This window comes from Aeromonas sp. 30P (assembly GCF_051919805.1).
Lineage (GTDB): Bacteria > Pseudomonadota > Gammaproteobacteria > Enterobacterales > Aeromonadaceae > Aeromonas > Aeromonas veronii.
Genome location: NZ_JBQBEA010000001.1, coordinates 4,039,076 through 4,060,370 on the forward strand (window position 1 = coordinate 4,039,076; position 21,295 = coordinate 4,060,370).

A 21,295-nucleotide genomic window follows, 5' to 3' on the forward strand; every position below is an offset into this window, starting at 1 on the left:
GTCAGATTAGAAAGTGAATTCGCCGCCCATGAACCAGCCATCGACAGACTGATCGATATTGGCGAAGTCGACCTTGGCTTCACGCCAGCCGGCACGCAGCTTGATCGGCATGGAGGAGAACTTGTAGGAACCACCCAGACGGTAGTCATAGTTGTCCGCATCGTGAGTGCGCAGATCGCCGAAGAAGGCGATGCCGGTGCCCGGGATCTTCACTTCACTGCCGGCATAGGCCATCAGGGTATCTTCGTCATAACCCTTGCGGCCGAAGTAGACCTGCTCGCCATCGTAGTGACGACCGGTCATACCCAGATCGATCTTGAACAGATCGTTGTTGAACAGACGGTAGTAGAGGCTCAGATCGTAGGCAGTCAGATCGTTTTTGAAGTTGCCGCCGGAGGTGCTGAAATCGGAGACTTCAAACTTGGCGTTCGGCAGGAAGATGATGCCGTGTTCCAGTTGCAGATAGCCGTTCCAGTTGTAGCTGTCGTCATAGCTGCCATCAGCACTGGTGCCATAAGCCTGACCACTGCCCTTGGCGGCCCATACGTCGGCACCGGCGGCAAAACGCCAGTCGTCAGCGGCCATGGCACTCTGGCTGCACAGAGCCAGCACAAAACCGGCAATCAGCGTCTTTTTCATTACGTCACTTCCTCTTGCATACATGGAAAAGAGCACTATTTTACTCGGTGCAGCCAAAATACCCAGCGTCAATCCTGAACAAACGACGACAAATGTCAGTGCTTCATATGCTTCATCTCTGCCATCGGCTCAATCGGCTTCACCGGCAGTGACAGATCCAGCTTCTGACCATCATCCATGGTGAGGGTGAGCGGGAAAGGGGTCTGCTCGGAGAGCGCGCCCACCTCGAACAGCATGATGTGCAGGCTGCCCGGTTTCAGCACCGCCTCGCCCTTGGCCGGGATCTCGATATTCTCGACCTGACGCATCTTCATCACACCATTTTCGTGCAGATGAGTGTGCAGCTCGGCACGCCCCGCCGCAGCAGAAGCCGCCGCCACCAGCTTGACCGGCTGATCGGCGTCATTCTTGAGCACCATAAAGGCGGCGGTGTTGGGGGAACCCGGCGGCAACAGGCGCACATAGCCGTCGACAGCCTCGACCTTGGCCAGTGCAGGCGCCGTCATACCCAGAACCAGCAGAGAATAAAACGCACGTTTAAACATGGTTGAAATCCTTTTATGATGTTGTTAAACGGCACCAAGGTTACCCCAGCAGCAACCTTTTTTGCACCTTTCAATAACAAGGATTTAGACATGGCCCCCATTCTCATTGCCGAGCAGCAGGATGGCTTGCTCACCCTGACCCTCAACCGCCCCGACAAGCGCAACGCTCTCAATACCGAGCTCTATAAGCAACTGGTGGCAGCGCTGCGAGAGGCGGCAGCCGATGAGGAGGTGCATGTCCTGTTGTTGCAGGGGCAGCAGGATTGCTTTACCGCGGGCAATGATCTGGCTGACTTTATGGGCAAGAGCTCGCTGGAGCCCGACGACCCCATCCTGCAGTTCCTCCACTCCCTGGCCGACTTCCCCAAACCTGTGGTCGCCGCCGTTGCAGGCCCGGCTGTGGGGATTGGCACCACCATTCTGCTGCACTGCGATCTGGTCTATCTGGGGGATAACGCCCGCTTGCAGCTTCCCTTTGTCGAGCTGGGGCTGGTGCCGGAGTTCGCCTCCAGCCTGCTGCTGCCGCGTCTGGTGGGGCACCTCAAGGCGGCCGAGCTGTTGCTGCTGACCGAGGCGATTGATGCCGAGGAAGCGCTGCGACTCGGGCTCGCCAACAAGGTGGTGGCGGCCGATGGAGTGCTCTCCTTTGCCCGCGAGCAGGGACTGAAGCTGGCGGCAAAACCGCCCAGAGCGCTGCAAAAGAGCAAGGCGCTGCTGAAACAGGAGCTCAAACAGGCGGTGCACTTTGTCATCGATCTGGAGGCGCGCGCCTTCGCCCAGGCACTGCAAGGGGAAGAGGCGCAGCAGCGGATCGCCCAGAAACTCAAACGGCGGAGCTGAGCTGCCGCTCAACGCCAGTCAGTTGAGTCGAAAACGGCCGATCAGCTCGCAGCCCTGCACCTTGTCCTGCAGCTGGATCAGCCGGGCAATTTCCGGATTGGGGTGGCGCTTGAGAAAGGCGAGCAGGGCCCCACGGCAGCAACCCAGCTCGCTGATCAGCGCCTCGCACTCCCGGTTGGGGCACTGCGGCACCAGCGCAGTCACCAGCTCGGAGGCAAGTTTCAGGTAGCGCAGCTCGTAAGTCGGCTCATCCATCGCCCGCCAGAAGTCGGCCAGCCGGTGGCAGGTGGCGACTCGCATGGTGGCCAGTTCGGTCAACTCGACCTGGGTCATCTCGTAAACATCCCCCAGCGCCTGCTGATAAAAGCAGATCGCAGCCCCCAGCGAACCGGCCTGCCAGGCACGCTCCGCCTCCAGCATGTATCGTTGCCAACTTTGCGGTGTCATCTCGCTCTCCCGAGTCCGTCATGGTGGGAGTGTTATCATGGCTAATTGAGAATAAATATCAACCAGAGGGTTAGTGCAGGATCTCTGCGCAACCTTGGCAAACCCGGCGCCCGACCTTATGATCGTGCCCTTCCCCCCCTTCTTTGGAACACACCACAATGCGACCACGCCTCCCGCAATGGAGGCGATGATCATGCCCGGCGTCACCATCGGCGACGGCGCCATCATCGCCGCCCGTTCGCTGGTCAATCAGGATGTGCCGCCCTATGCCATGGTGGCGGGCACCCCGGCCAGGGTGGTGCGGATGCGCTTTGGCGAGGAGGAGATTGCCCGGCTACAGGCCCTCGCTTGGTGGGATTGGCGGGATCAACAGGTCAACGATCTGCTACCGCTGATCCAGCAAGGTGACGTCGCCCTGCTTGAACAGGCTGCTGCCCGCTGGGCGGAGCGCCATGAGTGACCACCGCTAACCGGTAGCTGACAGCATAAGGGCGACCCCGGGGTCGCCCTCTTTTATCTCCGGCATGCTCTGGATGCCGACATCGCACATCCACTCACTGCGCGCTTTTGGACTGGTTGAGGCTGCACTGCTTGCCTGGATAACCGGGTAGCTCCTTGGCATCGCTGCCGCAGGCGAGCCGTTTGGCCTGTTGCAGGCGGGCCGCCAGATTGGCGCTGTCCACCGGCATCCACTGCATCTGCTTGCCGAGCCAGCTGGCCCAGGCAAACTCGACGAAATAGACCTGTTTGTCCTTGCGAAAGTAGCCCGCATTCTGCAGCAGTCCGGCGAGGGTGCGATAGGGGTAATCAGGCAGCTTGTCGATGCTGCTCGGCAACTGCTCCGGGGTCAGCGGCTGTCCCTTCTCATCCTTGAGCCAGGCCCAATGGTTGTTCTGCATCTGGCTCCAGAAGTTGGCCTTGTCCTGCAGACGGCCAATCACCTTGACCCGGGCATCCTTGACGCCCTGCTGCCACAACGCCTTGGTGAGATGGTGGCGGTCCACCAGCCAGTAGCTGCCATCCGGCGCAATCACCACGGGGATCTCTTTCTTTTTCATCAACTTGTCGAGCTGCTTTGCGCTCATGCCCGCCAATGTGGCCTGGGTCTCATCGACCTGGATCTGGCCGACGCCCCCCTGAGTCGGGTGCAAGGCATCGATGCCGATCTCGCACCAGTTGCCCACCGCCGTGTCGCTCTGGCACGGGGCCAACGCCCAGGCACCCTGGCTCAACACACAGGCCAGCAATAACCATGCTTTCATCGTTTGACACTCCTCACCACATTGAACTGCACAGACGCCGGGAACGCTCTTCTACCCCGATTGGGAGTGAGAGTCGAATGCTGGCGGTCAGACCAGCAAACGGGATATCATGATTTCCCATCTGTCGGCGATATTTTCTCGCCGAGTTTTCTCCCCGCTTCACACTATTTGAAGGATCCGACCCATGAAAGGATGGAGCCCCTTGCTGGCCCTGCTGGGCTGTGCTGCTGTCCAGGCTGCCGATATTCCCGCCGGAACACAACTCGCCGCCGAGCAGATTGTCGTTCGCCACCTCAAGGATGAACCTGCGAGCCTGAGCCCGCTCAAGCTGGTCGGCCTGCCGGAGTTGCAGGTACTGCGGGATCTGTTCGAGGGGCTGCTGACCCAGGGGCCGGATGGCAAACCGGTTGCCGGGGTGGCGGCCAGCTGGGAAAACAAGGGCAACCAGTTCTTTACCTTCCATCTGCGCCCGGATGCGCGCTGGTCCAACGGCGATCCGGTCAAGGCCGGCGACTTCGTCTACGGCTGGCGCAAGCTGGTCGACCCGAAAGAGGCGGCCACCTTCGCCTGGTTTGCCCAACTGGCCCGTTTCGACAAGGTGGACGAGATAGTCGCTGGCAAATTGCCTGCCAGCGAGCTGGGGGTCAAGGCCCTCGATGACCACACCCTGCAGGTGACCCTCTCCCAGCCGGTGCCCTACTTCCTGAACCTGCTGAGCCACCCCAGCCTGTCGCCGCTCCATCAAGCCAGCATCGAGCAGTACGGCAACCTGTGGACCCAACCCGGCAAACTGGTGGGCAACGGTGCCTTTGTGCTGAACAACCGGGTGGTCAACGAGAAGCTGGAGCTGACCCCCAACCCTTATTACTGGGATCGGGCCCATACCGTATTGACCAAGGTGATCTTCATGCCGATCAATCAGGAGAGCGCGGCGACCAACCGCTACCTGGCTGGCGATCTGCATATCACCGAGTCCTTCCCCAAGGAGCAGTACGACAAGCTGAAGCAGCAGATCCCGAATGAGGTCTACACCCCGGATCAGCTCGGTACCTACTACTACGCTTTCAATACCCGTCAGGCACCACTGAACGATGTGCGGGTGCGCAAGGCGCTCTCCTACACCATCGACCGCGCCCTGATCGCCGACAAGGTGCTCGGCACTGGCGAGAAACCGGCTTATCACTTCACTCCGGATGTGACCGCCAGCTTTACCCCGGCCGCCAACTTGCTCTCCACCAGCAGCCAGCCGGAGCTGGACCGCAAGGCCAAGGCCCTGCTCAAGGAGGCCGGTTACGGCCCGGACAAGCCGCTCAAGTTGAGCCTGCTCTACAACACCGCGGAAATTCACAAGAAGATGGCGCTGGCCATCGCCAGCATGTGGAAGCAGAAGCTGGGCGCCGAGGTCGAGCTGACCAATCAGGAGTGGAAAACCTATCTCGACAGCCGCCAGAGTGGTCAGTTCGAGGTGATCCGCTCCTCCTGGGTCGCAGATTACAACGACCCGTCAGCGTTCCTCGGCCTGTGGGGCTCTCGTCACAGCGGCAATATGGCAGGCTTTGCCAATGCCCGTTATGACCAGCTGCTGGCAGAGGCTGCCAGCACCCAGGATGCCGCCAGCCGCAGCAAGCTGTTTGGCGAGGCGGAAGCGATCCTGCTGGATCAGGCCCCTATAGCCCCCATCTACCAGTACACCAATGCCCGACTCATCAAGCCATGGCTCAAGGGCTACCCCATCAACAACCCGGAAGATGTGGCCTACAGCCGCCAGCTGTACCTCGTCAAACACTGACACCAGCCACAACGATGCGAGGCCCCGCTGGGCCTCGCTATTGATACTGTTCACACCTCGATTTCCAGCCTAAAATGCCGCCCCTTCTGTTCAATTAATCTTCAATACCCAGTCAGACATGCGCTATTTGATACTGCTCTCGTTGTTGTGGACCCTGCCTGCGCAGGCCAACAGTGAATCCCAATGCCAGCAAGAGTTTGTCGGCTGGATGCTGCATCAGCAGCAACAGTTCAGCGATCGCAAGTCTGACAAGATGGAACGGCGCCGGGCCGAGCGGGCCATCGAGTTGGCTCGTCAGGAGTACGACAAGCAGACCAGCTTTTGCAAGACGATGGAGCTGGTGCGCAGCTACAAAGATAGCGATCCGCGCTTTAAACCGAGAAGCGGCGAAGTTCACGATTTCACACCGGCCAGCTGACCCTTACTTCATCAATTCATTGTGTTGATTAATTGACCCAAGCCAAGTTCGGGTCACTGAAGAGCCTTAGAATGATTAACTGAGAACGACAATAAAAAACATAGTTATCAGTTATTTGGCTTTTTCAGGAACGACACATGACCAGACGCCATCAGGAGGGGGAGATACACTTCCCCGACAACATCGCACTCATCTCGACCACGGATCCCGCCAGTCATATTACCTATGCCAACCAGCACTTCTGTGATGTGGCCGGGTATGGTGCGGCCGAAATGGAAGGGGTACCCCACAATCTGGTGCGACACCCCGACATGCCCAAGGCGGCCTTCGCCGACATGTGGCAGCGGCTGCGACAGGGCAAAAGCTGGATGGGGCTGGTCAAGAACCGCGCCAAAAGCGGTCAGTTCTATTGGGTAAACGCTTACGTCACCCCGATCCTCAATGCGCAGAAGGAGATCGTCGAGCTCCAGTCGGTGCGCACCAAACCCGCCGCCAGCGATGTGGCCTGGGCCGAGCAGCTCTATGGCCTGCTGCGCAGCGGCAAGGCGCTTCCCTGGCTGAGCCGCTTTCACATTGAACCGGGTCAGCTGACCCTCTGCCTCTCCGCTTCTGCCTTGCTCACCACTCTTGCTACCTTTGCCACCGGCAACCTGTTATGGCTGCTGTCCACCGCCTTGTTGCTGTTGGCACAGGCAATCCACGGCTGGCGATTGCAACAACGGCTGTCTCATCTGCTCACCCTTGCCGATCAAGACAAGGGAACCCGCCTCTGTCAGGTGCTCTACACCCGACGGCGCGACACCCTGGCGGCCGTCGAACTAGCCCTGCGGATGAAGCAGGCCGAGCTCAAGGCCGTGGTCGGGCGCAGCGCCGACACCAACCAGCAGATCCTGCAGGCTGCCGAAGATGACCGGGGCAATATCCAGACCATCGATACCCATCTGCAGCAGCAGCGCGCCCACAGCGAGCAGCTGGCGACCGCCATCACCGAGCTGAGCCACTCCATTCGGGATGTGGCCCACAGTGCCCATGAGGCGAGCAATCTGGTTATAGAGGTACAGCAGGTTTCCGACGAGGGGCTGCAAGCATTGGCGACCACCCGATCTGCCGTCAACCAACTTCATCAGGAGCTCGATGCCAACCATGCCGTGCTGGCCCAGCTCACCAGCGACAGCCAGAAGATCAGCGGCATTCTGGAGGTGATCAGTAAAATCGCCGACCAGACCAACCTGCTCGCCCTCAATGCAGCCATCGAGGCAGCCCGTGCTGGCGAACAGGGGCGCGGTTTTGCCGTGGTGGCGGATGAAGTGAGGGCGCTGGCTCAGAAGACCCGTGCCTCGACCAGCGAGATCCACGAGATGATCCAGGCGCTGCAACAGACTACACGACAGCTGTCGGACGGGATGACACAAGGGGCGCAGACCTCGGTGCGCTGCCAGCATCACGCGGGCACCACCGCCGATGTGCTCACCCAGATAAACCAAATGTTGGGGCAGGTGACCCGCACCAGTGACGAGATCGCCCAGGCGGTAAGTCAGCAGGCCGATGTGACGGCGACCCTCGATGAAGGGGTGCACCAGATCCATCAACTTGCCAGCCACACCGCCGACAACAGCAGGCAGGCTCTAGATGGCATCACCCTGCTGGTAGAGCGGCTGCAGGATCTCTCGCGGCTGATCAACCAGTTCAGATATTGAAGCGACAGTAATAAAAAAGCGCGTCAACTGACGCGCTTTTTGGCTGCTCTTGCCTTGGCACAACTGGCTTATTCGGCCGTCTCGCTGGCGGCAAACTCCGGCACCTTGGCCATGGCATCCAGCACCACCTGAATATCCGCTCCCGGTTTGCAGGCGTTCTCGCTCAGGTGACGACGCCAGGCGCGGGCCCCCTGCATATTCTGGAACAACCCCAGCATGTGGCGGGTCATGTGAGAGAGGTAGTTGCCCTTGGCCAGCTCCTGCTCGATATAGGGCAGCATCATCCGCACCACTTCGTGGCGGCTCGGCACGGCGTTGTTCTGGCCGAACACCAGATTGTCCACCTGCGCCAGAATGTAGGGGTTCTGATAGGCTTCGCGCCCCATCATGACGCCATCGACGTGTTGCAGGTGCTCGAAAGTCTGCTCCATGGAAGTAACACCACCGTTGAGGGCGATGGTTAGATCCGGGTAATCCTGCTTGACCCGATAGACGCGGGGATAATCGAGCGGCGGGATCTCACGGTTCTCCTTGGGGCTCAGGCCACTCAGCCACGCCTTGCGGGCATGGACGATAAAGGTGTCGCAACCGGCATCGCGCACCTGTTCGATAAAGGCCTGCAGAAATTCGTAGGAGTCCTGATCGTCGATACCGATACGGGTCTTCACCGTCACCGGAATATCGACCACATCGCGCATCGCCTTGACGCAGTCCGCCACCAGCGCCGGTTCACCCATCAGGCAGGCACCAAAACGGCCGTTCTGCACCCGATCGGAGGGGCAACCGACGTTGATGTTCACCTCGTCATAGCCGCGCTCCTCGGCCAGCTTGGCACAGCGCGCCAGATCGGCCGGATTGCTGCCACCCAGTTGCAGGGAGATGGGGTGCTCCTGCTCGCTGTAACCCAGATAATCCCCCTTGCCGTGGATGATGGCGCCAGTGGTCACCATTTCGGTATAGAGCAAGGTCTGGCGACTCATCAGTCGATGAAAGTAACGGCAATGCCGATCGGTCCAGTCCAGCATGGGAGCAATGGAGAATCGGTTATTGCTTGAAAGCCCAGTGCTGGCGCGGTTTTGCTGGGTTTTAGCCTGTTTTTGGTTGGTCTGATTTTCGTGCATTATCTCGGGTTTTGCTATATTTTTGCGTTGTCGGTACACCACCCAGTACACCACGATCTTGGTGTACCGAACTGGAGAGCATGAGGTTAACTTGGCGTACTATAACATACAGAAGAGGGTGAGGGCGGACGGTACTCCGCGCTGGCGGTGTATTGTCGGGATCAAGGAAGGGGGGCAACACCTCTACCGAGAGAGCAAGACCTTTGCCAAGCAGGCCCTGGCCAAGGCGTGGGGCGCCAAGCGGGCGATGGAGCTCGAGACCAGCGGTGTGCCAAACCAGCGCAGCGCAGACCTGCTCACGGTCGGGCAGCTGATCAGCCGCTACCTCTCCGACCCCTTGATTGGCGCCAAGCTCGGCAGAACCAAACGCTATGTGCTGCAGATGCTGCTCGACTGCGAACTGGCCGAGATATCCCTCTCCAGGCTGACCGAGTCACACATCATCGACCACTGCCGCAACAGGCAGGCGGCGGGAGCTGGCCCCGCCACGGTGAGCCATGATGTGACCTATCTTGCCGGAGTGCTGGCCGCAGCACAGCCAATTTACGGTATTGAGTACACCACAAACCCGGCAAAGGCGGCCCGCGACACGTTGTTATCAATGGGGCTGATCGGCAAGTCGAACCGCCGCAGCCGCCGCCCGCAGGCCGAGGAGCTAAATCGGTTGATCGCCGGGCTCAAGGAACGCGAGGCGCACATGGGAACCAAGATCCCCTATGTGGATATCCTCAACTTTTCCATCCTCTCCTGTATGCGGATCGGGGAGGTATGCAAGATCCGCTGGGATGATGTGGATGAGCTGCAGCGGGCGGTGCTGGTGCGGGATCGCAAAGACCCGCGCAAGAAGGATGGAAACCATATGATGGTGCCGCTGCTCGGCGAGGCATGGACCATACTGCAACGCCAGTCAAAGGCGGGGGGGCTGGTATTCCCATACAACTCGAGATCGGTCACGGCAGGGTTTCAGCGGGTGCGCAACGATCTGGGGATCGATGATCTTCGCTATCACGATATGCGAAGAGAGGGGGCAAGCCGTCTATTTGAGGCGGGATTTTCCATCGAGGAGGTGGCCCAGGTGACAGGCCACCGCTCCCTGAATGTGTTGTGGCAGGTCTATACAGAGCTGTATCCGAAATCGCTGCATGACAAGTTCGCCACTCTGACCAAAGATCAATAGAGCAACAGGCACAGCAGGCAGCCGCCATAGGTCAGAGACCAGGCTTTGGTTGTCAACAGTACCAGTGCGACCGCGCTTGTTGCGGCGGCTATCAGTGGCATTGGCTTCACAGTGGCGGCTTCGGCCTCAATCAACAAGCCGGTTTCAGGCGGCAACTGCAGATCATCGCGCACCGTGGCGGCCTGCTGAAACATCGCCTCCCGATCTGCAGCTTCTAATCCAAATGGGCCTCTCGGGCGCCCACCCACATTGAAATAAACATGGTAGTGCATGGTGTATGTCTCTTGGCTGGTTAATGTCTAACTCATCAGTGAAAGGTCTGACCAGCGCAATTTATCCGCCAAGAGTGCGCAAAGATAGCCCCAGTGGGCTAGCATTTTTCATGTATGAAAACATTGTCAGATCTGACAATTTAAGAAAAAAAACTTGCATTTTTCAGAGCGCGGGCAACGTTGTAACTCGGGAGTTGCCCAATGAAGAACAGACGAAAGGCCTACCTGACCGCCGCCGAACTGGATTATGTGGCTGCCGCCAAGCGCTACCTGGCCGCCATTCTGGCTGAAAAGGGCATTAGCGAGTCGCAACTGGAGGAGATGACCGGGATCCCGGTATCAACCCTGAGCCGCTGGTTATCGCAGGAGAGGGGGGAGTTCATGACGCTGGCTGATGCCGCGCTGATCTGTCGCGCTGATCTGTCGCGCTATCGGGATCGATGTGCAGGCCATGCTGCCGCCGGCAACCTGGGGTTGCTCGCATCCAGAGAGTTCGCAGATGGTGGTGTTCTTGATGGGGATACCGCTGCCACACCTGAGGTGGCTGGCGGATACCTATGAGAAGGGGGTGGTAGCCCTGCGCCAATGACGCAGGGCTTGGTGTTAGATGACAGTCGCCGGCTGTTCTGGCCATTGCGGGTTATCAGGCCAGCCTGGCTGCTCTGCAACCAGGGTCAGTTCGTAGCGGCAGCGTTGCCAGTCGGCCAACAGCTGGGTGTGCTCCGGTTTGGCATAGCCGCCATCGACGGCGGGCTTGAGTATTGCAATTTGCTGGTTTGCAATACTTACTCTGTTCTCAAGCTCTGCAAGCGCTTTTTCGGCGGCTGGTTGTTCTGGTGGCGATATCAGGATTGGATAACCATTGTCATCCGATGAAATTATCTTTCCATCGCTGGCACCGGCCATGAGTTCATCGTACCTGGCTTGCTCGATCTCTTTTGCATCATCAGGAATATCAGCCCCATGGATCGCCTCGGTGTAGAATCCGCCGGTTTTTTTCGAGAAGAATCTGGCTGCCATTTAATACCCCACTGCGATGTATTTACATGACGCTGCCGGTTGATTAGCGCCCGTCGTTGATGACTGAAGAGAAAATGATGTTCCCGTCGCTTCCAGTGAGTCGTAGGTGATCGTGGTTGCGCTACTTTTTGACAACACTGCTGCAGAGATACATCGCGTCGGGAATGCTATTGGCCATGTAGTCCTCGACATGCTAGGTGCAGAGTCCCCCATCTGGATAATCCATCCTCCCAGCCATGAAGGGAAACAGACGTAAGGCTGACTGGTTAGAGAGATAGAAAAACCAGCTCGTAATTTTTTTGGGGTAACTGCAGCATCATCAGCACTACCACTATTTACTTGATCCTGAGTAGCGATCTTTATCGCCCCTCTAACCGCTTCAGTGGAAGCCAACCCAACAGAGCGAATTATTTTTTTTATCGCCGTAAGGAGCTGATTGTTTTTTGTCTTGTCGAGGGTCATGCCGCTATCTTGGTCTTCAATGACAGCAGCGATCTCCTCCTGCAATGCATCAAGAATATCATCACTAACCTCGGTAGGTGGAACACCAGTCTGAGCGTTACCAAGCGTAAAACCATTTTTACCCGCACCAAACTTATCCTTCTGTGCAGTGCTCGTATCGATACGGTGCATATTTCTTATTCCCCTTGATAGCGGAAGATTACGTGAGTATTTGGCGGGGCCAGCTTGCTGATAATGCATTGCACTTCAGCATCACCCCATATGCGAAGGGGGTCGCCCACTCGAGACCCGGGGGTGAAATAGGTGACCTTTCCAGAAGATGGAAGATTGACTGTCCAGACAAAGCGCCAGACTGGTGAGTAAAGTTGGTCTCCGGCTCTGGACCCTGGGGTAAAAGTGCGGTGGTGGTACCTGGTTATGGTTGCATCAGGATAGCCAAGGCTGGCGAGAAGACTGAGGTAATACCCTTCGTTGATCCCTGCATCTGCCAACATCTTTGCAGCCAACCGTTGCTGGCGTTCAAGAACTGTCTGCACACCGATGACGCAACTATCTGGCAAGCCGCACAGATTTTCATATCGCGACAGGAGGTGAGTTGTCTGGCGTGGGTCGGCTTCCTCCTGCGCCAGCGCATCCGCCCGAGATGTGGCTCTGGCCAGTTCGGCTGCGCCACCGGTGAGACAAGGGTGCTCCCCTTCCCACGCCGGGCCATATGGGAGCAACTTAATCAACTGGTCAGCGTAATCTTCGGAGGTCAATCCCATGTCATGATCCCCAGCGCTACCACCTCACCATTTGCAGTAGTGAACTCTGCTGATGGTGAAATTACCTGATGTTTGTACTCGCCATTGGCTGCACTGATAGCCTCTGACAGCCGAGACGGCGCGATGGTTTGTTCTGGCCCACCTTCCCGGCGGTAAAACTCGCGCAGCGCTGCGGTGACTGCAGCTCTCACTGGTTGGGTATCAGGGGTAACCCTGATGTGGTGGTCTACGCGCTTGAGGTTAATTCCGAGAATGTAGAGCTCAGAACCGGCTACTGGTGCCTTTTGCTCAATGTGAGCGCGAACTGAGGTCAGTACCGTTGCAGATGGCACCATAGCCTCGGAGTTATCATCAACAACAAAGACCCCAACAGTGCCGAGCCCCATCCAGTTGCGATAACACCATGCTCTGGTTACTCCAGGCACCTCTTCCGCCCAGATGATGTAGTCAGCTGGCGCACCGCCTTGCGGGGTGTAATACCAGCGATCCATTACCCGTCCACGCCAGTCATCAACACTCTCAAGGTCGGTGCCACCCTGAACGCTGTCAGCCACCCCGGAGGATGAGAGCCCGGCCACCGGCTCGGAGAGGATCAGCCCCTCGCCATCATCCAGGTTGGTGTGATAACCGGTCTCTGAGCAGGTGATCGGCAGGCGCAGCACGCCGCCTGATGAGGTTGCCGCCTCGGTGGCGACATACTGGATCGGGGTACCGCCCTGATAAACGGCCACCGCACCGGCCGGAACGGTGATGCCATCGCTGACACCGGCGATCCGCAGCCAGCCGGCAGCGGGTTGCGCCTCTTTGCGCGGGCACTTCTTCATGCCTGCATGGCGCAGCAGCCACTGCTCATCACAGAGATCAGGCAGCAGGTTGCGCTCGAGGTATTCGATATGGCCGTTCACCCCGTGCACGGCACCAGCATAGGCGCGGGCGTAAACCTCGGCATCCGAGCGGCGCAGCGGTTCATCCAGCTCTGCCGTCACATCGGCTCGCACCCGCTGGATAATCTCGCGCAGGGTTGGGCGCAGGGAGTAGCTAGACATTGACGGCCTCCAGAATGTCGGGGATGGTAATTTGCTGGTCAGATCCATCGACGGTGAGCGTCACGACCAGTTCGGCGCCGTCAATCTCGCGGCGGCGGCACTCGGCATCGATGCGGGTGACCAGCTTGTCATCTATCAGCCAGGCGAGCGCCTCGAGGGCGTAGTCGCGGGCCCGCTCTCGCACCTCTGGCAGGTTCTTCTCGCGCCGCAGCAGATAGAGGCGGCTGCCGATCCGGTCACCGGCCACGGTCGGGTAGCTGTCTCCCCACCATCCGTACGGGCGATCGCTATCGTCAGAGGCGCCAGCGCGGCGCCAGGTGAAGAGGCTGATAAACACCGCCCTGTGCAGCGGGTGCAGCAGGTCGCCGGAGTCGGTGAGGACGCCGTTGACAGAGATCAGCATGGGGTTACTCCATTCGGTTTTTTGGCTTGCCGGTCGGGGTGCCGCCGGGGTGTTCGTGGTCGTTGAATTGGTCGCGCATCTTCTGCATGGTGCCGGTCTGGTCGCGGATCTCGCCGGTGCACTCCAGCAGCGGGGTATCGAAGCGGGCCTTGGTCTTGGCCTCAACCTCAAGGGTCAGGGTCTTTATCTCGATGCGGCGCCCCCTGCGCAGCACAATGCGGTCCCCCTCATCGGTGTAGATCGCCACCTCCCCTTTTTTGAGCCCCTTCAGTCGGTAGCGCCGATCGGCCACGACCAGCACCACGCCGTGGGACTTGTCACCATCCGGGAAGACGGCGACATGTTCTGCCCCGTCATGGGGGCAGGAGGTGTAGCCATAGGGCTCGAGATGCTCGACATCGTCTTTCAGCTCGCCGCCCAGCATCTCGATCTGCACCAGCTGGCACTTGGCCGCCGAGTTGACCAGCCTGATCACGCCGCGGGATAGCAGGTTGCGGATGGCACTTTTCAGTTCACGCATCAGAAAATGTCCTCATCCTTGCTCTTGCTGGCTGGCTTGGGATCCGGCACGTCAGGCAGATAGGCATCGGCGGGGCCGACGCGCAGGGTCGCGATGGTGCCGCTATCGGTGCGGCTGTACTCCACCTCGGCGATCACCAGTTCGTCACCGGCAAAGTCGTTATGGGGGTCGAATACCGGCACCACCATGTTTGGCAGCCACAGTGCGCCGGACTCCTGCCGCCAACCGCGCACCGAATAGGTCGCCTCTCGCGCCTTGGCCTCACGGCGGCGGGCCTCGAACTCGCACATGGCACGGCAGCTGGCAACGCTGGCCTGGCCGGTCTGCTTGATCAGCAGCGGGCGATAGCGACCAACCTTGCCGCCGACCTTGTGGCTGACCTTGGTCGAGCTGGATTCACCGAAGTCATCATCGGTGCCCGCTCGCTGGCCTGCGACCCGGTATTCGGAGTGGCAGTCGCTCTGATCTTGCGGGGCGCTGCAGCTGAGGATGTTTTTGCCATAGACCAGCGGCGTGGTGGCCCGCAGCGCACCGACCGCCCCGAAGTGCAGATCGCCGTTGGCATCGTCATAGGCCAGCAGGCGCTGCTGTTGCATCATTCTGTCGATGGCCTCGGCCACAGTCTCTCCCCAGTCCACCGAGAAATCGGAGATGGGGGATTGTCCTGCCGCGCCGAACACCGATACCCCGAAAGGCTGGCAGAGCGCAGCGGCAATTTGCTGCGGGGTCTGCCCCCTGAACTGGCGCACCGTGGCGGCGCTGTCGATCAGGTCGCCGGTGCGGGAGCGCCCCCGAATGGAGCGGGTGATGCTGCGGGCGTCATAACTCACCGGCTTGGCATCGACGTAGCCGGTGAGCACCACGTCGCGGCCAATCAGCACCTCAACCCTGTCGCCCTGCTTAATCCCTGTAGATGCGGCATCAAGCAACCCGCCTTTCTCTTTTGCCCGCCTGGTGACTTGCACCTCGAAATCGCGAGCCAGCCGGTCTATGCCTGCGCTGATCCGCATGGCCGTCCAGCCATACCAGGCATTGCCATTGATCCGCAGGTGGTACTCGTCGCTCATGATGCCAATGTCCGCAGGGGGTCAGGGGGCACAAAGCCCGGGTGAGAGAGGTTGTTCTTGGCGATCAGCTCATCCGCCCGGCTGGCATCGTCATACCACTCGGCAGCCAGCACCAGCGCCGGTACCGTGTCGCTCGGGGTGCGCGTCACCAGTTTGGAGGCATGCTGTTGCTGCTGGCGCAGGGTACTGACCAGTTCGCGCCGCAGATCCCGCAGCGCCTGATAGACGCCGTCATCGGTGGTGCGCTCGCTCTCCTTGTCGATCGCCGCAATGATGGTCTGGCGGGTCTCCTCCAGCTCATCATGGGTCGGGGTATCTATCGCCTCGGCGGGCGGGGTCACCACCACGCTATCGAGCGCGGGGGCCCGTGCCGGGGTGGTGGTTGGTTGGCTAGGCGGCGGCATCAAGGCCACCGCCTGGGCGCTGCTGGCGATCAGATTGACCCTCACCAGCTCGGAGACGCTGTTGGTCAGCCGATCGGCCTGCTGCTTGTCCTGCGCGGCAGAAGGCCACACCCCCACCGGCCTGGCGGACTGAGTCTGCGAGGCGGTGGCGGTGCGGTTTGACAGCGACAGCAGGGAGCGGGCCGTGCTGCTGGAGCCCTTGCCGGCATCCAGCACATCGGCGAGGCGCCGCGAGAAGATCCAGGCGGTAGAGGGGGAGGCATCAGCACCCCGAGATCCCCCTGCAGCAGCCGCATGGCGGCAGACATCTTGCCGTCAGCACTGCCGAGCATGTCGGCCACATCGCCCAGCAGGGATGAAGCGTGCTCGACGGTGGCCATCGACATCCACTCCGGCAGGCCGTCAAGGCCAAAGGCGCTGGCGAAGGCGCTCTGCGCCCGGTCGAGCAGGCTGGTTGAGCGACCCGCCAACAGCGATGAGCCGAGCGGGGTGGCGGTTGGCCACTCATCCTCGCCAGACTCCACAAAGGTGAAGCTGACGACGCACATGCGACCGTCTTTCTTGCTGTGGCTGATGCGCTGCTTGCCCATCACCACCACGTTCATCCGCCCGTACCAGGGGCTCACCAGCTCACCGGGGCCAACCTGCTCGAGCGCCGCAATCAGCCGATCCCGCTCGGCGATAAAGTCGGGACCGATCAGGTAGGCGGTGATGGCGTATTCCCGGGTTTCTCGCCCCATGTCCTCGACGCTGGGGGTGTCGCGGCCGGGATACTCATGGACCACGGTGCGACGGCCGATCTGCAGGTCATCGCCGTCAACCTTGAATGCCACCCCGCGAAACGAGGCGGCCTGCAAACGGTCTGTCCAGCTCATAGCACCTCAAAAAGAAAAACCCGCCGAAGCGGGTTTGTTACAGATGGCGATGAGGTCACACGTACTCATCATCTCCAAGCGGGTTTTGATAGTAGGCTTCAGCATCAAACCGAAGACCTGCGTTCGCCCTTTTCAGCAATTCAGCATTGGTGATGTTGTCCAGTCCACTGCCTTGAAACTTCGCACTGGCGGACAGCCATTGATCCAGCTTGCTCAAAAAGCCCGTGATCTGGCCGTTGATGGTCATCATTCGTTCATCAAACTCGTCAACACCCTGCTCCACCAGCATCCTATGACTTGCAAACATGGAGCGAGCCACCAATTGAAGGTTTCCAGCACCTCGCTTGCCATCGGGTTGACGGAGATTTTTCAGGTAGATAAGAGCAAGCGCCTCACCGGTTTCAACACCACCAAGAACACCGCCAGTCATGGGCACATTCCAGAACCGCGCCTCGGGATCAACCCGCTGGCTAGCAACGAAAGGCATTGCCGAACTCTTGGCCTTGTACTTGAGCAGGGCGGGCACTTTCTTCTCATAACCTTGTGGCAGTGCGCTCATTGCACACCTCCCACTGACAGGGCTTGAGCCAGCTTGGTCAGACCTTTCGGGGTGATCCGCACTTGCTCACAGATTTTCTCGACTCCATCTGCCAGGGTTACGGTAGTGATATCAGCTCTGGAAATAATCTGCGTTGGGTGCGCTTGGTTTTGCGCTTGACTGTAGTGTATAGTCATGATGTCTGTTTCCTTGTAAGTTCGGACAAGTTAGAGGCCTCAACCGTTACAGCGGTTGAGGCTTCATTCTTATAGCGCTCAACGTCTTCTACGCCTGAAAATCTTCTGTATTTTGCCGTTCTATCTGCCTTCAAATGCCGTTTGTAAACCGCCGAAGGAAGACCAAGATTTTTTTCAGGCCACCCGGCAGAAATTCTCCGATCCAAGGTAGATGGATTTACATTAAATTTATCAGCCCATTCAGCTAGAGTTTTTATTTCACCTCTAATTTCATAAAACACTCGGCCGAATCGAGTATCTTCGCCACCATCGTATGATTTATATCCAATCCTCTGGCGCTTGCGGTCAATCATGTCTGCCGCATTATCTTTTGCATTCCCTAGATAAAGGTGTTCAGGATTGCAGCAAGCTGGGTTATCGCATCGATGAAGAACCCACCACTTCAAAGCATCTTGTGGTATTGCTCCATGTGCAAACTCATAAGCTAGTCGATGAGCTGCCCATGTTTTCCCTTCAAATGATAATTGTCCGTAACCTTCGAAATTTAATGACCCTTGCCACTCCATGCAGCCAGTCGCATTCACATCACCAATCTTGCGCTCAAATTTGGTCTTTAGTTGGTGAACGTATTTGATGTCGGCTATTGATTTTCTTGTTCGCATTTTGTCACCATTAGTATTTAAGTGTCATGAAGTATCATGTATAGTGAATCGTATGGTACGAACCCACACAAGTCAATACACTTCAATACTAATTATGACAAAACATGATGATGTAGCCGCGCGAATCGTAGCCCGGCGCGCCGAACTGGGCTGGTCGCAAGAACAGTTGTCTAAGGAGACTGGCGTTGCTGCAGCCCAAATATCGCGTTACGAGGCGAGAGTGAACAAACCAAGAGCCAATGTAATAGCCAAGCTCGCAAAAGGTATGCTGGTCCCCTTCTCATGGCTTGCTTACGGGGATACTTCGGAATTCATTCAATCTCCACTTCCAGAAGGTGAGATCGAATTTTCCTTGTCACTCCCAAGTGAACTTGCTGATTTTATAGATAAAAAATCAGCACAGCTTGGCATTCAGCCACATGAGGTATTGCGAAAAATGGTAGTGGAGTCGTTCAGTGAACTTCAAACAGACGCTAAAGATAACAATAAACAACATGAGTAGCCTGATACAGAAAACCCGCAGTTAAGCGGGTTTTCTGTATTTCAGATGGCTTAAATTTGCGCCATTAACTCAGCCTTCTTCTCAGTGAATTCCGATTCAGTAATAACCCCGGCATCTTTCAGAGATGCTAGCTTTTTCAATCTCTCAACAACATCGTCACTGCCTGAACTAGCTTTATCAGCTGGCTTATGGCGACCAGCCTCAATCGCTTCAATAACCAGCGTCTCCCCGTCCTTATCAAAGGTCTTGAACTCCAAGTCGTCATGGCTTGTGTGCATGCGAATGGTGCGGTGCCCCATCGCAGACTGACGTTCTACAGAGGTGAGTTTATCAAGAGGGATCGTCTCGATGATCTCACCGATGAACCCCTTGCGGTAAAAAGCCACCCTGATATTTGTGACAATCAGCACGCCGTTACGCTGGGCATCCTTACCGCTTCCTAACATTTTACCCGTATAGCCTTCGGTCCATGCGGTTACCCGCTCGTCTTGGTTGAGGTGCCGCTTGGCAAATGCGGCAACGTGCTTCGACTCTTTAGCCACGTGAACTCCTGTTGATTGATGAATTACCAAGTGAATACTACCGCTTGACCGGATTCATACATACCACAGAGGTCACATCTGGATTAAAGAATCTCTATCTTGTTGCATATCTTGAGTAACCAACATCCGGTGACATAGACCAGCCTGGAGATGTGTTCCCTTCGTCTACTCGCATGTTTTGCGGGGCATTTTCAAAGCGCACCACCATTTCGCCCGCTACACGCCCACCATTGGCATTGGCTCCGGTGGCAGGTGAGACCGCTGAAAGTGGTGAGTTTTGGCCTATTGGGCTCGAACCACCGCCCCAAATCTTGCCTAATGCATTGCTGGCTGTATCCCATGCGCCACTAGCGGCATCTCCAACTTGCGCCAACTTATCGCCACCAAGCCATGTGACAGCATCAAACATCGGCTGCAAATATGGCTTTATCTTTTCCCAGAGCCCCCTGAAGTATTCAACGATGGGGTCCCAGTTCTTGATGATTAAACCAAGCGGGGTGAAGTTAAGGAGTGCCTGCATTATTTCTTCCATGTGGAAGCCAAACAATTCCTCGTTTCCAGCCCAAAATTGAGCGAACCATTCACCAATAGCCCCCCAATTTTTCACTATCACACCAAGCGGCGTGAAATTGAAGAACAAAGCCTTAAGTACATCAAATGCGGCGCTAACAATAACGACTATTGAGTCCCACAGTTTTATTACCCACGGCCCAAGTTTGTCCCAGTTGGCAATAATCAGCCCGGCAGCCAACGCAATGCCCGTCATGATCATGCCAAGAGGTGTTGCCATGGTGGCTTTCCCAAGGAACTGCATCGCAATACCTGCGCCGTAAAGCGCAAGCTTCATAGCAGTAAATGCCCCAACCGCAGCAACAACCCCTCTGACTACTGCGGGGTTGGCGTCTGCGAAGGCTTGGAATTTTTCCCCCATATCCGCAAGGAATTTAACCGTATCCTTGGCTTCACCTTTAAAAGCACCACCAATAGCTGCAAGGCCATTTATTGCGGTGCCGGTCATGGCATCCCAAAGGTTTTGCAGGGTACCGAGCTGTTCTTCTACTCTCTTTTGCAGGCTGGCCTGTCGCTCCATTTTCTTCTGGATCTCATCGTACCCAGCCTTACCTTTATCAATAATCGTCTTGAGCGCCTGTTGGGTCTCAGAATCTGTTCCGAAAATCTTGCCAAGCACAGTGAGTTTGTCGCCCTCAGTAAGCCCTTTGAGCTTTTCGAGTTGCGCAAACATGTTATCAAGCCCGCCAAATTCGCCCTTGCCATCGGTGAAGTCGAGTTTGGCACCCTTCAACCCCATGCTTCGGATCATCTGGTTAGCTTCTTTCATTTTTTTTCTGTCAAAGCCAGCCGTCATGACTTTCCGCATTGCGTTACCTGCGGACTCGCCAGCCATAGACGCCTGATCAAGCATGATGGCAAGGGGTGCCATCGCCTGCGCCGCCTTCAATCCATCCTTGCTCACCAGCTTCATCGCGGATGATGCTTTGCCAAAGAACTGGAGCATGTTGTTGTCATCCACCCCCATGTAGAAGGCTTTCTGGATGGTATCGAACAGACTCATCATGTCTTTGGAGGTTGTGCCGGTGGCGTCCTGCATCTTGGCAGCGAACTCAGCTGCTGCTTCCGGGGTCTTGCCAAGCTGCACGGCCAGATAGGCAGTGGCCTCACCCACCCCGCCCAGCACGGTTTCGGCACTCAGGCCCTGCCGCTGCAGCATGGTCATCATGTTCTGAAAGTCGGCGGTGGTGCCGGGCAGCTTGTTGCCAAGCCCGACCGCCAGATCGTTGATCTTCTTGAATTCGGGGCCAACAGCACCGCTGGCATCCATCATCGCGACCTTGAGGCCGGTAGCGGCATTCTCTGACTGGGCAAAGGCGGCCAGGCTACCGCCCACCGCCGCAGCCAACCCCATACCCAAAGCGGGAGCGCCCTCACCAGCACTCTTGAGGTCACGCTCCCAGCCCTTGATGTTTTTACGGATCCCCTTGAGCGCCGGAGAGAGCTTATCCACACCGGTGATCAGGGCTTTGAGCTGAAATTCATTGGCCATGAGTTATGCATCGCTCGGTAGTGA

At 57.7% G+C, this 21,295-nt stretch carries 26 protein-coding genes and 1 pseudogene; 8 read left to right on the plus strand and 19 right to left on the minus strand.

The window, feature by feature from the left end; all coding sequences use genetic code 11:
- Positions 1-6 precede the first annotated feature (6 nt).
- Both ACTG2B_RS18880 and ACTG2B_RS18885 read right to left on the minus strand, forming a co-directional pair.
- Entirely contained in the window at positions 7-639 is a 633-nt protein-coding gene (locus tag ACTG2B_RS18880; protein ID WP_005354809.1) for a TIGR04219 family outer membrane beta-barrel protein, read from the minus strand.
- A gap of 95 nt (positions 640-734) precedes the next feature.
- Positions 735-1,184 carry a copper chaperone PCu(A)C gene (locus ACTG2B_RS18885; protein ID WP_368175232.1) on the minus strand — a complete coding sequence of 150 codons (450 nt, stop codon included), beginning with the start codon at positions 1,182-1,184 and terminating at the stop codon, positions 735-737.
- 90 nt (positions 1,185-1,274) lie between these two features.
- Here ACTG2B_RS18885 and ACTG2B_RS18890 point away from each other — a divergent pair, with 90 nt between their 5' ends.
- Positions 1,275-2,024, plus strand: coding sequence for an enoyl-CoA hydratase-related protein (locus ACTG2B_RS18890; RefSeq protein ID WP_439996614.1), 750 nt, complete (start codon positions 1,275-1,277; stop codon positions 2,022-2,024).
- Positions 2,025-2,042: 18 nt separating this feature from the next.
- On the opposite strand, the gene ACTG2B_RS18895 is transcribed toward ACTG2B_RS18890, so the two are convergent.
- Entirely contained in the window at positions 2,043-2,471 is a 429-nt protein-coding gene (locus tag ACTG2B_RS18895) for a DUF2753 family protein (RefSeq protein ID WP_005335785.1), read from the minus strand.
- A gap of 178 nt (positions 2,472-2,649) precedes the next feature.
- Here ACTG2B_RS18895 and ACTG2B_RS18900 point away from each other — a divergent pair.
- A pseudogene (locus ACTG2B_RS18900) lies at positions 2,650-2,931 on the plus strand (CatB-related O-acetyltransferase); the annotation flags it as partial.
- Between the two features lie 94 nt (positions 2,932-3,025).
- Here the strand turns inward: ACTG2B_RS18900 and ACTG2B_RS18905 are convergent.
- Entirely contained in the window at positions 3,026-3,733 is a 708-nt protein-coding gene (locus tag ACTG2B_RS18905; RefSeq protein ID WP_005363020.1) for a ParB-like protein, read from the minus strand.
- 184 nt (positions 3,734-3,917) lie between these two features.
- Between ACTG2B_RS18905 and ACTG2B_RS18910 the strand changes: the two genes are divergently transcribed.
- The 3 genes from ACTG2B_RS18910 to ACTG2B_RS18920 all read left to right on the plus strand — a co-directional run bounded on the left by ACTG2B_RS18910 (position 3,918) and on the right by ACTG2B_RS18920 (position 7,637).
- Positions 3,918-5,522: a peptide ABC transporter substrate-binding protein gene (locus ACTG2B_RS18910; protein ID WP_439996615.1), complete on the plus strand. Its 1,605-nt coding sequence runs from the start codon at positions 3,918-3,920 to the stop codon at positions 5,520-5,522.
- Between the two features lie 118 nt (positions 5,523-5,640).
- Positions 5,641-5,940 (plus strand): hypothetical protein, encoded by a 300-nt coding sequence (locus ACTG2B_RS18915; protein ID WP_005335795.1) that lies wholly within the window; start codon positions 5,641-5,643, stop codon positions 5,938-5,940.
- Positions 5,941-6,077: 137 nt separating this feature from the next.
- Positions 6,078-7,637 (plus strand): methyl-accepting chemotaxis protein, encoded by a 1,560-nt coding sequence (locus ACTG2B_RS18920; RefSeq protein WP_439996616.1) that lies wholly within the window; start codon positions 6,078-6,080, stop codon positions 7,635-7,637.
- 68 nt (positions 7,638-7,705) lie between these two features.
- On the opposite strand, the gene dusA is transcribed toward ACTG2B_RS18920, so the two are convergent.
- Complete coding sequence (gene dusA, locus ACTG2B_RS18925; protein ID WP_439996617.1) at positions 7,706-8,758, minus strand: tRNA dihydrouridine(20/20a) synthase DusA; 1,053 nt, start codon at positions 8,756-8,758, stop codon at positions 7,706-7,708.
- A 91-nt stretch (positions 8,759-8,849) separates the two neighbouring features.
- Here dusA and ACTG2B_RS18930 point away from each other — a divergent pair, with 91 nt between their 5' ends.
- Positions 8,850-9,935 carry a tyrosine-type recombinase/integrase gene (locus tag ACTG2B_RS18930; RefSeq protein WP_439996618.1) on the plus strand — a complete coding sequence of 362 codons (1,086 nt, stop codon included), beginning with the start codon at positions 8,850-8,852 and terminating at the stop codon, positions 9,933-9,935.
- On the opposite strand, the gene ACTG2B_RS18935 is transcribed toward ACTG2B_RS18930, so the two are convergent.
- Positions 9,929-10,207, minus strand: coding sequence for a hypothetical protein (locus ACTG2B_RS18935; protein WP_439996619.1), 279 nt, complete (start codon positions 10,205-10,207; stop codon positions 9,929-9,931). The two genes, ACTG2B_RS18930 and ACTG2B_RS18935, sit on opposite strands and share 7 nt — an antisense overlap.
- Before the next feature lie 201 nt (positions 10,208-10,408).
- Between ACTG2B_RS18935 and ACTG2B_RS18940 the strand changes: the two genes are divergently transcribed.
- On the plus strand, positions 10,409-10,768 hold the full coding sequence (locus tag ACTG2B_RS18940; protein ID WP_439996620.1) for a helix-turn-helix domain-containing protein: 360 nt from the start codon (positions 10,409-10,411) through the stop codon (positions 10,766-10,768).
- A 42-nt stretch (positions 10,769-10,810) separates the two neighbouring features.
- Here ACTG2B_RS18940 and ACTG2B_RS18945 read toward each other — a convergent pair whose 3' ends face one another.
- The 11 genes from ACTG2B_RS18945 to ACTG2B_RS18995 all read right to left on the minus strand — a co-directional run bounded on the left by ACTG2B_RS18945 (position 10,811) and on the right by ACTG2B_RS18995 (position 18,165).
- The gene (locus ACTG2B_RS18945; RefSeq protein WP_439996621.1) at positions 10,811-11,227 is read right to left on the minus strand and encodes a tail fiber assembly protein; all 417 of its coding nucleotides are present in this window, start codon (positions 11,225-11,227) and stop codon (positions 10,811-10,813) included.
- Positions 11,228-11,860: a gp53-like domain-containing protein gene (locus ACTG2B_RS18950; protein ID WP_439996622.1), complete on the minus strand. Its 633-nt coding sequence runs from the start codon at positions 11,858-11,860 to the stop codon at positions 11,228-11,230.
- A 5-nt stretch (positions 11,861-11,865) separates the two neighbouring features.
- Entirely contained in the window at positions 11,866-12,453 is a 588-nt protein-coding gene (locus ACTG2B_RS18955; RefSeq protein WP_439996623.1) for a YmfQ family protein, read from the minus strand.
- On the minus strand, positions 12,444-13,499 hold the full coding sequence (locus ACTG2B_RS18960; protein ID WP_439996624.1) for a baseplate J/gp47 family protein: 1,056 nt from the start codon (positions 13,497-13,499) through the stop codon (positions 12,444-12,446). Before ACTG2B_RS18960 ends, ACTG2B_RS18955 begins: the two co-directional genes overlap by 10 nt.
- Positions 13,492-13,902 (minus strand): phage GP46 family protein, encoded by a 411-nt coding sequence (locus ACTG2B_RS18965; RefSeq protein ID WP_439996625.1) that lies wholly within the window; start codon positions 13,900-13,902, stop codon positions 13,492-13,494. Before ACTG2B_RS18965 ends, ACTG2B_RS18960 begins: the two co-directional genes overlap by 8 nt.
- 4 nt (positions 13,903-13,906) lie before the next feature.
- Positions 13,907-14,422: a phage baseplate assembly protein V gene (locus ACTG2B_RS18970; RefSeq protein ID WP_439996626.1), complete on the minus strand. Its 516-nt coding sequence runs from the start codon at positions 14,420-14,422 to the stop codon at positions 13,907-13,909.
- Positions 14,422-15,489 carry a phage baseplate assembly protein gene (locus ACTG2B_RS18975; protein WP_439996627.1) on the minus strand — a complete coding sequence of 356 codons (1,068 nt, stop codon included), beginning with the start codon at positions 15,487-15,489 and terminating at the stop codon, positions 14,422-14,424. The genes ACTG2B_RS18970 and ACTG2B_RS18975 overlap by 1 nt, the downstream gene beginning before the upstream one ends.
- Entirely contained in the window at positions 15,486-16,004 is a 519-nt protein-coding gene (locus ACTG2B_RS18980) for a hypothetical protein (protein WP_439996628.1), read from the minus strand. Before ACTG2B_RS18980 ends, ACTG2B_RS18975 begins: the two co-directional genes overlap by 4 nt.
- Positions 15,959-16,768 (minus strand): DNA circularization protein, encoded by an 810-nt coding sequence (locus ACTG2B_RS18985; protein WP_439996629.1) that lies wholly within the window; start codon positions 16,766-16,768, stop codon positions 15,959-15,961. Before ACTG2B_RS18985 ends, ACTG2B_RS18980 begins: the two co-directional genes overlap by 46 nt.
- A gap of 55 nt (positions 16,769-16,823) precedes the next feature.
- Positions 16,824-17,327, minus strand: a complete 504-nt coding sequence (locus tag ACTG2B_RS18990) for a hypothetical protein (RefSeq protein WP_263085454.1) — start codon at positions 17,325-17,327, stop codon at positions 16,824-16,826.
- 172 nt (positions 17,328-17,499) lie between these two features.
- Entirely contained in the window at positions 17,500-18,165 is a 666-nt protein-coding gene (locus ACTG2B_RS18995; RefSeq protein WP_439996630.1) for an HNH endonuclease signature motif containing protein, read from the minus strand.
- Between the two features lie 52 nt (positions 18,166-18,217).
- On the opposite strand from ACTG2B_RS18995, the gene ACTG2B_RS19000 reads away from it, so the two are divergent.
- Positions 18,218-18,667, plus strand: coding sequence for a helix-turn-helix domain-containing protein (locus ACTG2B_RS19000; RefSeq protein ID WP_439996631.1), 450 nt, complete (start codon positions 18,218-18,220; stop codon positions 18,665-18,667).
- Positions 18,668-18,717: 50 nt separating this feature from the next.
- Here ACTG2B_RS19000 and ACTG2B_RS19005 read toward each other — a convergent pair whose 3' ends face one another.
- Together ACTG2B_RS19005 and ACTG2B_RS19010 are read right to left on the minus strand one after the other, a co-directional pair.
- A complete protein-coding gene (locus ACTG2B_RS19005; protein ID WP_362810606.1) occupies positions 18,718-19,209 on the minus strand; it encodes an SHOCT domain-containing protein in 492 nt (163 codons plus the stop codon).
- 94 nt (positions 19,210-19,303) lie between these two features.
- Positions 19,304-21,271 carry a phage tail tape measure protein gene (locus ACTG2B_RS19010; RefSeq protein ID WP_439996632.1) on the minus strand — a complete coding sequence of 656 codons (1,968 nt, stop codon included), beginning with the start codon at positions 21,269-21,271 and terminating at the stop codon, positions 19,304-19,306.
- Positions 21,272-21,295: the final 24 nt, after the last annotated feature.

Bases quoted from the DNA above. Each gene is read 5' to 3' on its own strand.
- ACTG2B_RS18880 (WP_005354809.1), bottom strand. From the start codon at position 639: ATGAAAAAGACGCTGATTGCCGGTTTTGTGCTGGCTCTGTGCAGCCAG.
- ACTG2B_RS18885 (WP_368175232.1), bottom strand. From the start codon at position 1,184: ATGTTTAAACGTGCGTTTTATTCTCTGCTGGTTCTGGGTATGACGGCG.
- ACTG2B_RS18890 (WP_439996614.1), top strand. From the start codon at position 1,275: ATGGCCCCCATTCTCATTGCCGAGCAGCAGGATGGCTTGCTCACCCTG.
- ACTG2B_RS18895 (WP_005335785.1), bottom strand. From the start codon at position 2,471: ATGACACCGCAAAGTTGGCAACGATACATGCTGGAGGCGGAGCGTGCC.
- ACTG2B_RS18905 (WP_005363020.1), bottom strand. From the start codon at position 3,733: ATGAAAGCATGGTTATTGCTGGCCTGTGTGTTGAGCCAGGGTGCCTGG.
- ACTG2B_RS18910 (WP_439996615.1), top strand. From the start codon at position 3,918: ATGAAAGGATGGAGCCCCTTGCTGGCCCTGCTGGGCTGTGCTGCTGTC.
- ACTG2B_RS18915 (WP_005335795.1), top strand. From the start codon at position 5,641: ATGCGCTATTTGATACTGCTCTCGTTGTTGTGGACCCTGCCTGCGCAG.
- ACTG2B_RS18920 (WP_439996616.1), top strand. From the start codon at position 6,078: ATGACCAGACGCCATCAGGAGGGGGAGATACACTTCCCCGACAACATC.
- dusA (WP_439996617.1), bottom strand. From the start codon at position 8,758: ATGCACGAAAATCAGACCAACCAAAAACAGGCTAAAACCCAGCAAAAC.
- ACTG2B_RS18935 (WP_439996619.1), bottom strand. From the start codon at position 10,207: ATGCACTACCATGTTTATTTCAATGTGGGTGGGCGCCCGAGAGGCCCA.
- ACTG2B_RS18940 (WP_439996620.1), top strand. From the start codon at position 10,409: ATGAAGAACAGACGAAAGGCCTACCTGACCGCCGCCGAACTGGATTAT.
- ACTG2B_RS18945 (WP_439996621.1), bottom strand. From the start codon at position 11,227: ATGGCAGCCAGATTCTTCTCGAAAAAAACCGGCGGATTCTACACCGAG.
- ACTG2B_RS18950 (WP_439996622.1), bottom strand. From the start codon at position 11,860: ATGCACCGTATCGATACGAGCACTGCACAGAAGGATAAGTTTGGTGCG.
- ACTG2B_RS18955 (WP_439996623.1), bottom strand. From the start codon at position 12,453: ATGGGATTGACCTCCGAAGATTACGCTGACCAGTTGATTAAGTTGCTC.
- ACTG2B_RS18960 (WP_439996624.1), bottom strand. From the start codon at position 13,499: ATGTCTAGCTACTCCCTGCGCCCAACCCTGCGCGAGATTATCCAGCGG.
- ACTG2B_RS18965 (WP_439996625.1), bottom strand. From the start codon at position 13,902: ATGCTGATCTCTGTCAACGGCGTCCTCACCGACTCCGGCGACCTGCTG.
- ACTG2B_RS18970 (WP_439996626.1), bottom strand. From the start codon at position 14,422: ATGCGTGAACTGAAAAGTGCCATCCGCAACCTGCTATCCCGCGGCGTG.
- ACTG2B_RS18975 (WP_439996627.1), bottom strand. From the start codon at position 15,489: ATGAGCGACGAGTACCACCTGCGGATCAATGGCAATGCCTGGTATGGC.
- ACTG2B_RS18985 (WP_439996629.1), bottom strand. From the start codon at position 16,768: ATGAGCTGGACAGACCGTTTGCAGGCCGCCTCGTTTCGCGGGGTGGCA.
- ACTG2B_RS18990 (WP_263085454.1), bottom strand. From the start codon at position 17,327: ATGAGCGCACTGCCACAAGGTTATGAGAAGAAAGTGCCCGCCCTGCTC.
- ACTG2B_RS18995 (WP_439996630.1), bottom strand. From the start codon at position 18,165: ATGCGAACAAGAAAATCAATAGCCGACATCAAATACGTTCACCAACTA.
- ACTG2B_RS19000 (WP_439996631.1), top strand. From the start codon at position 18,218: ATGGTACGAACCCACACAAGTCAATACACTTCAATACTAATTATGACA.
- ACTG2B_RS19010 (WP_439996632.1), bottom strand. From the start codon at position 21,271: ATGGCCAATGAATTTCAGCTCAAAGCCCTGATCACCGGTGTGGATAAG.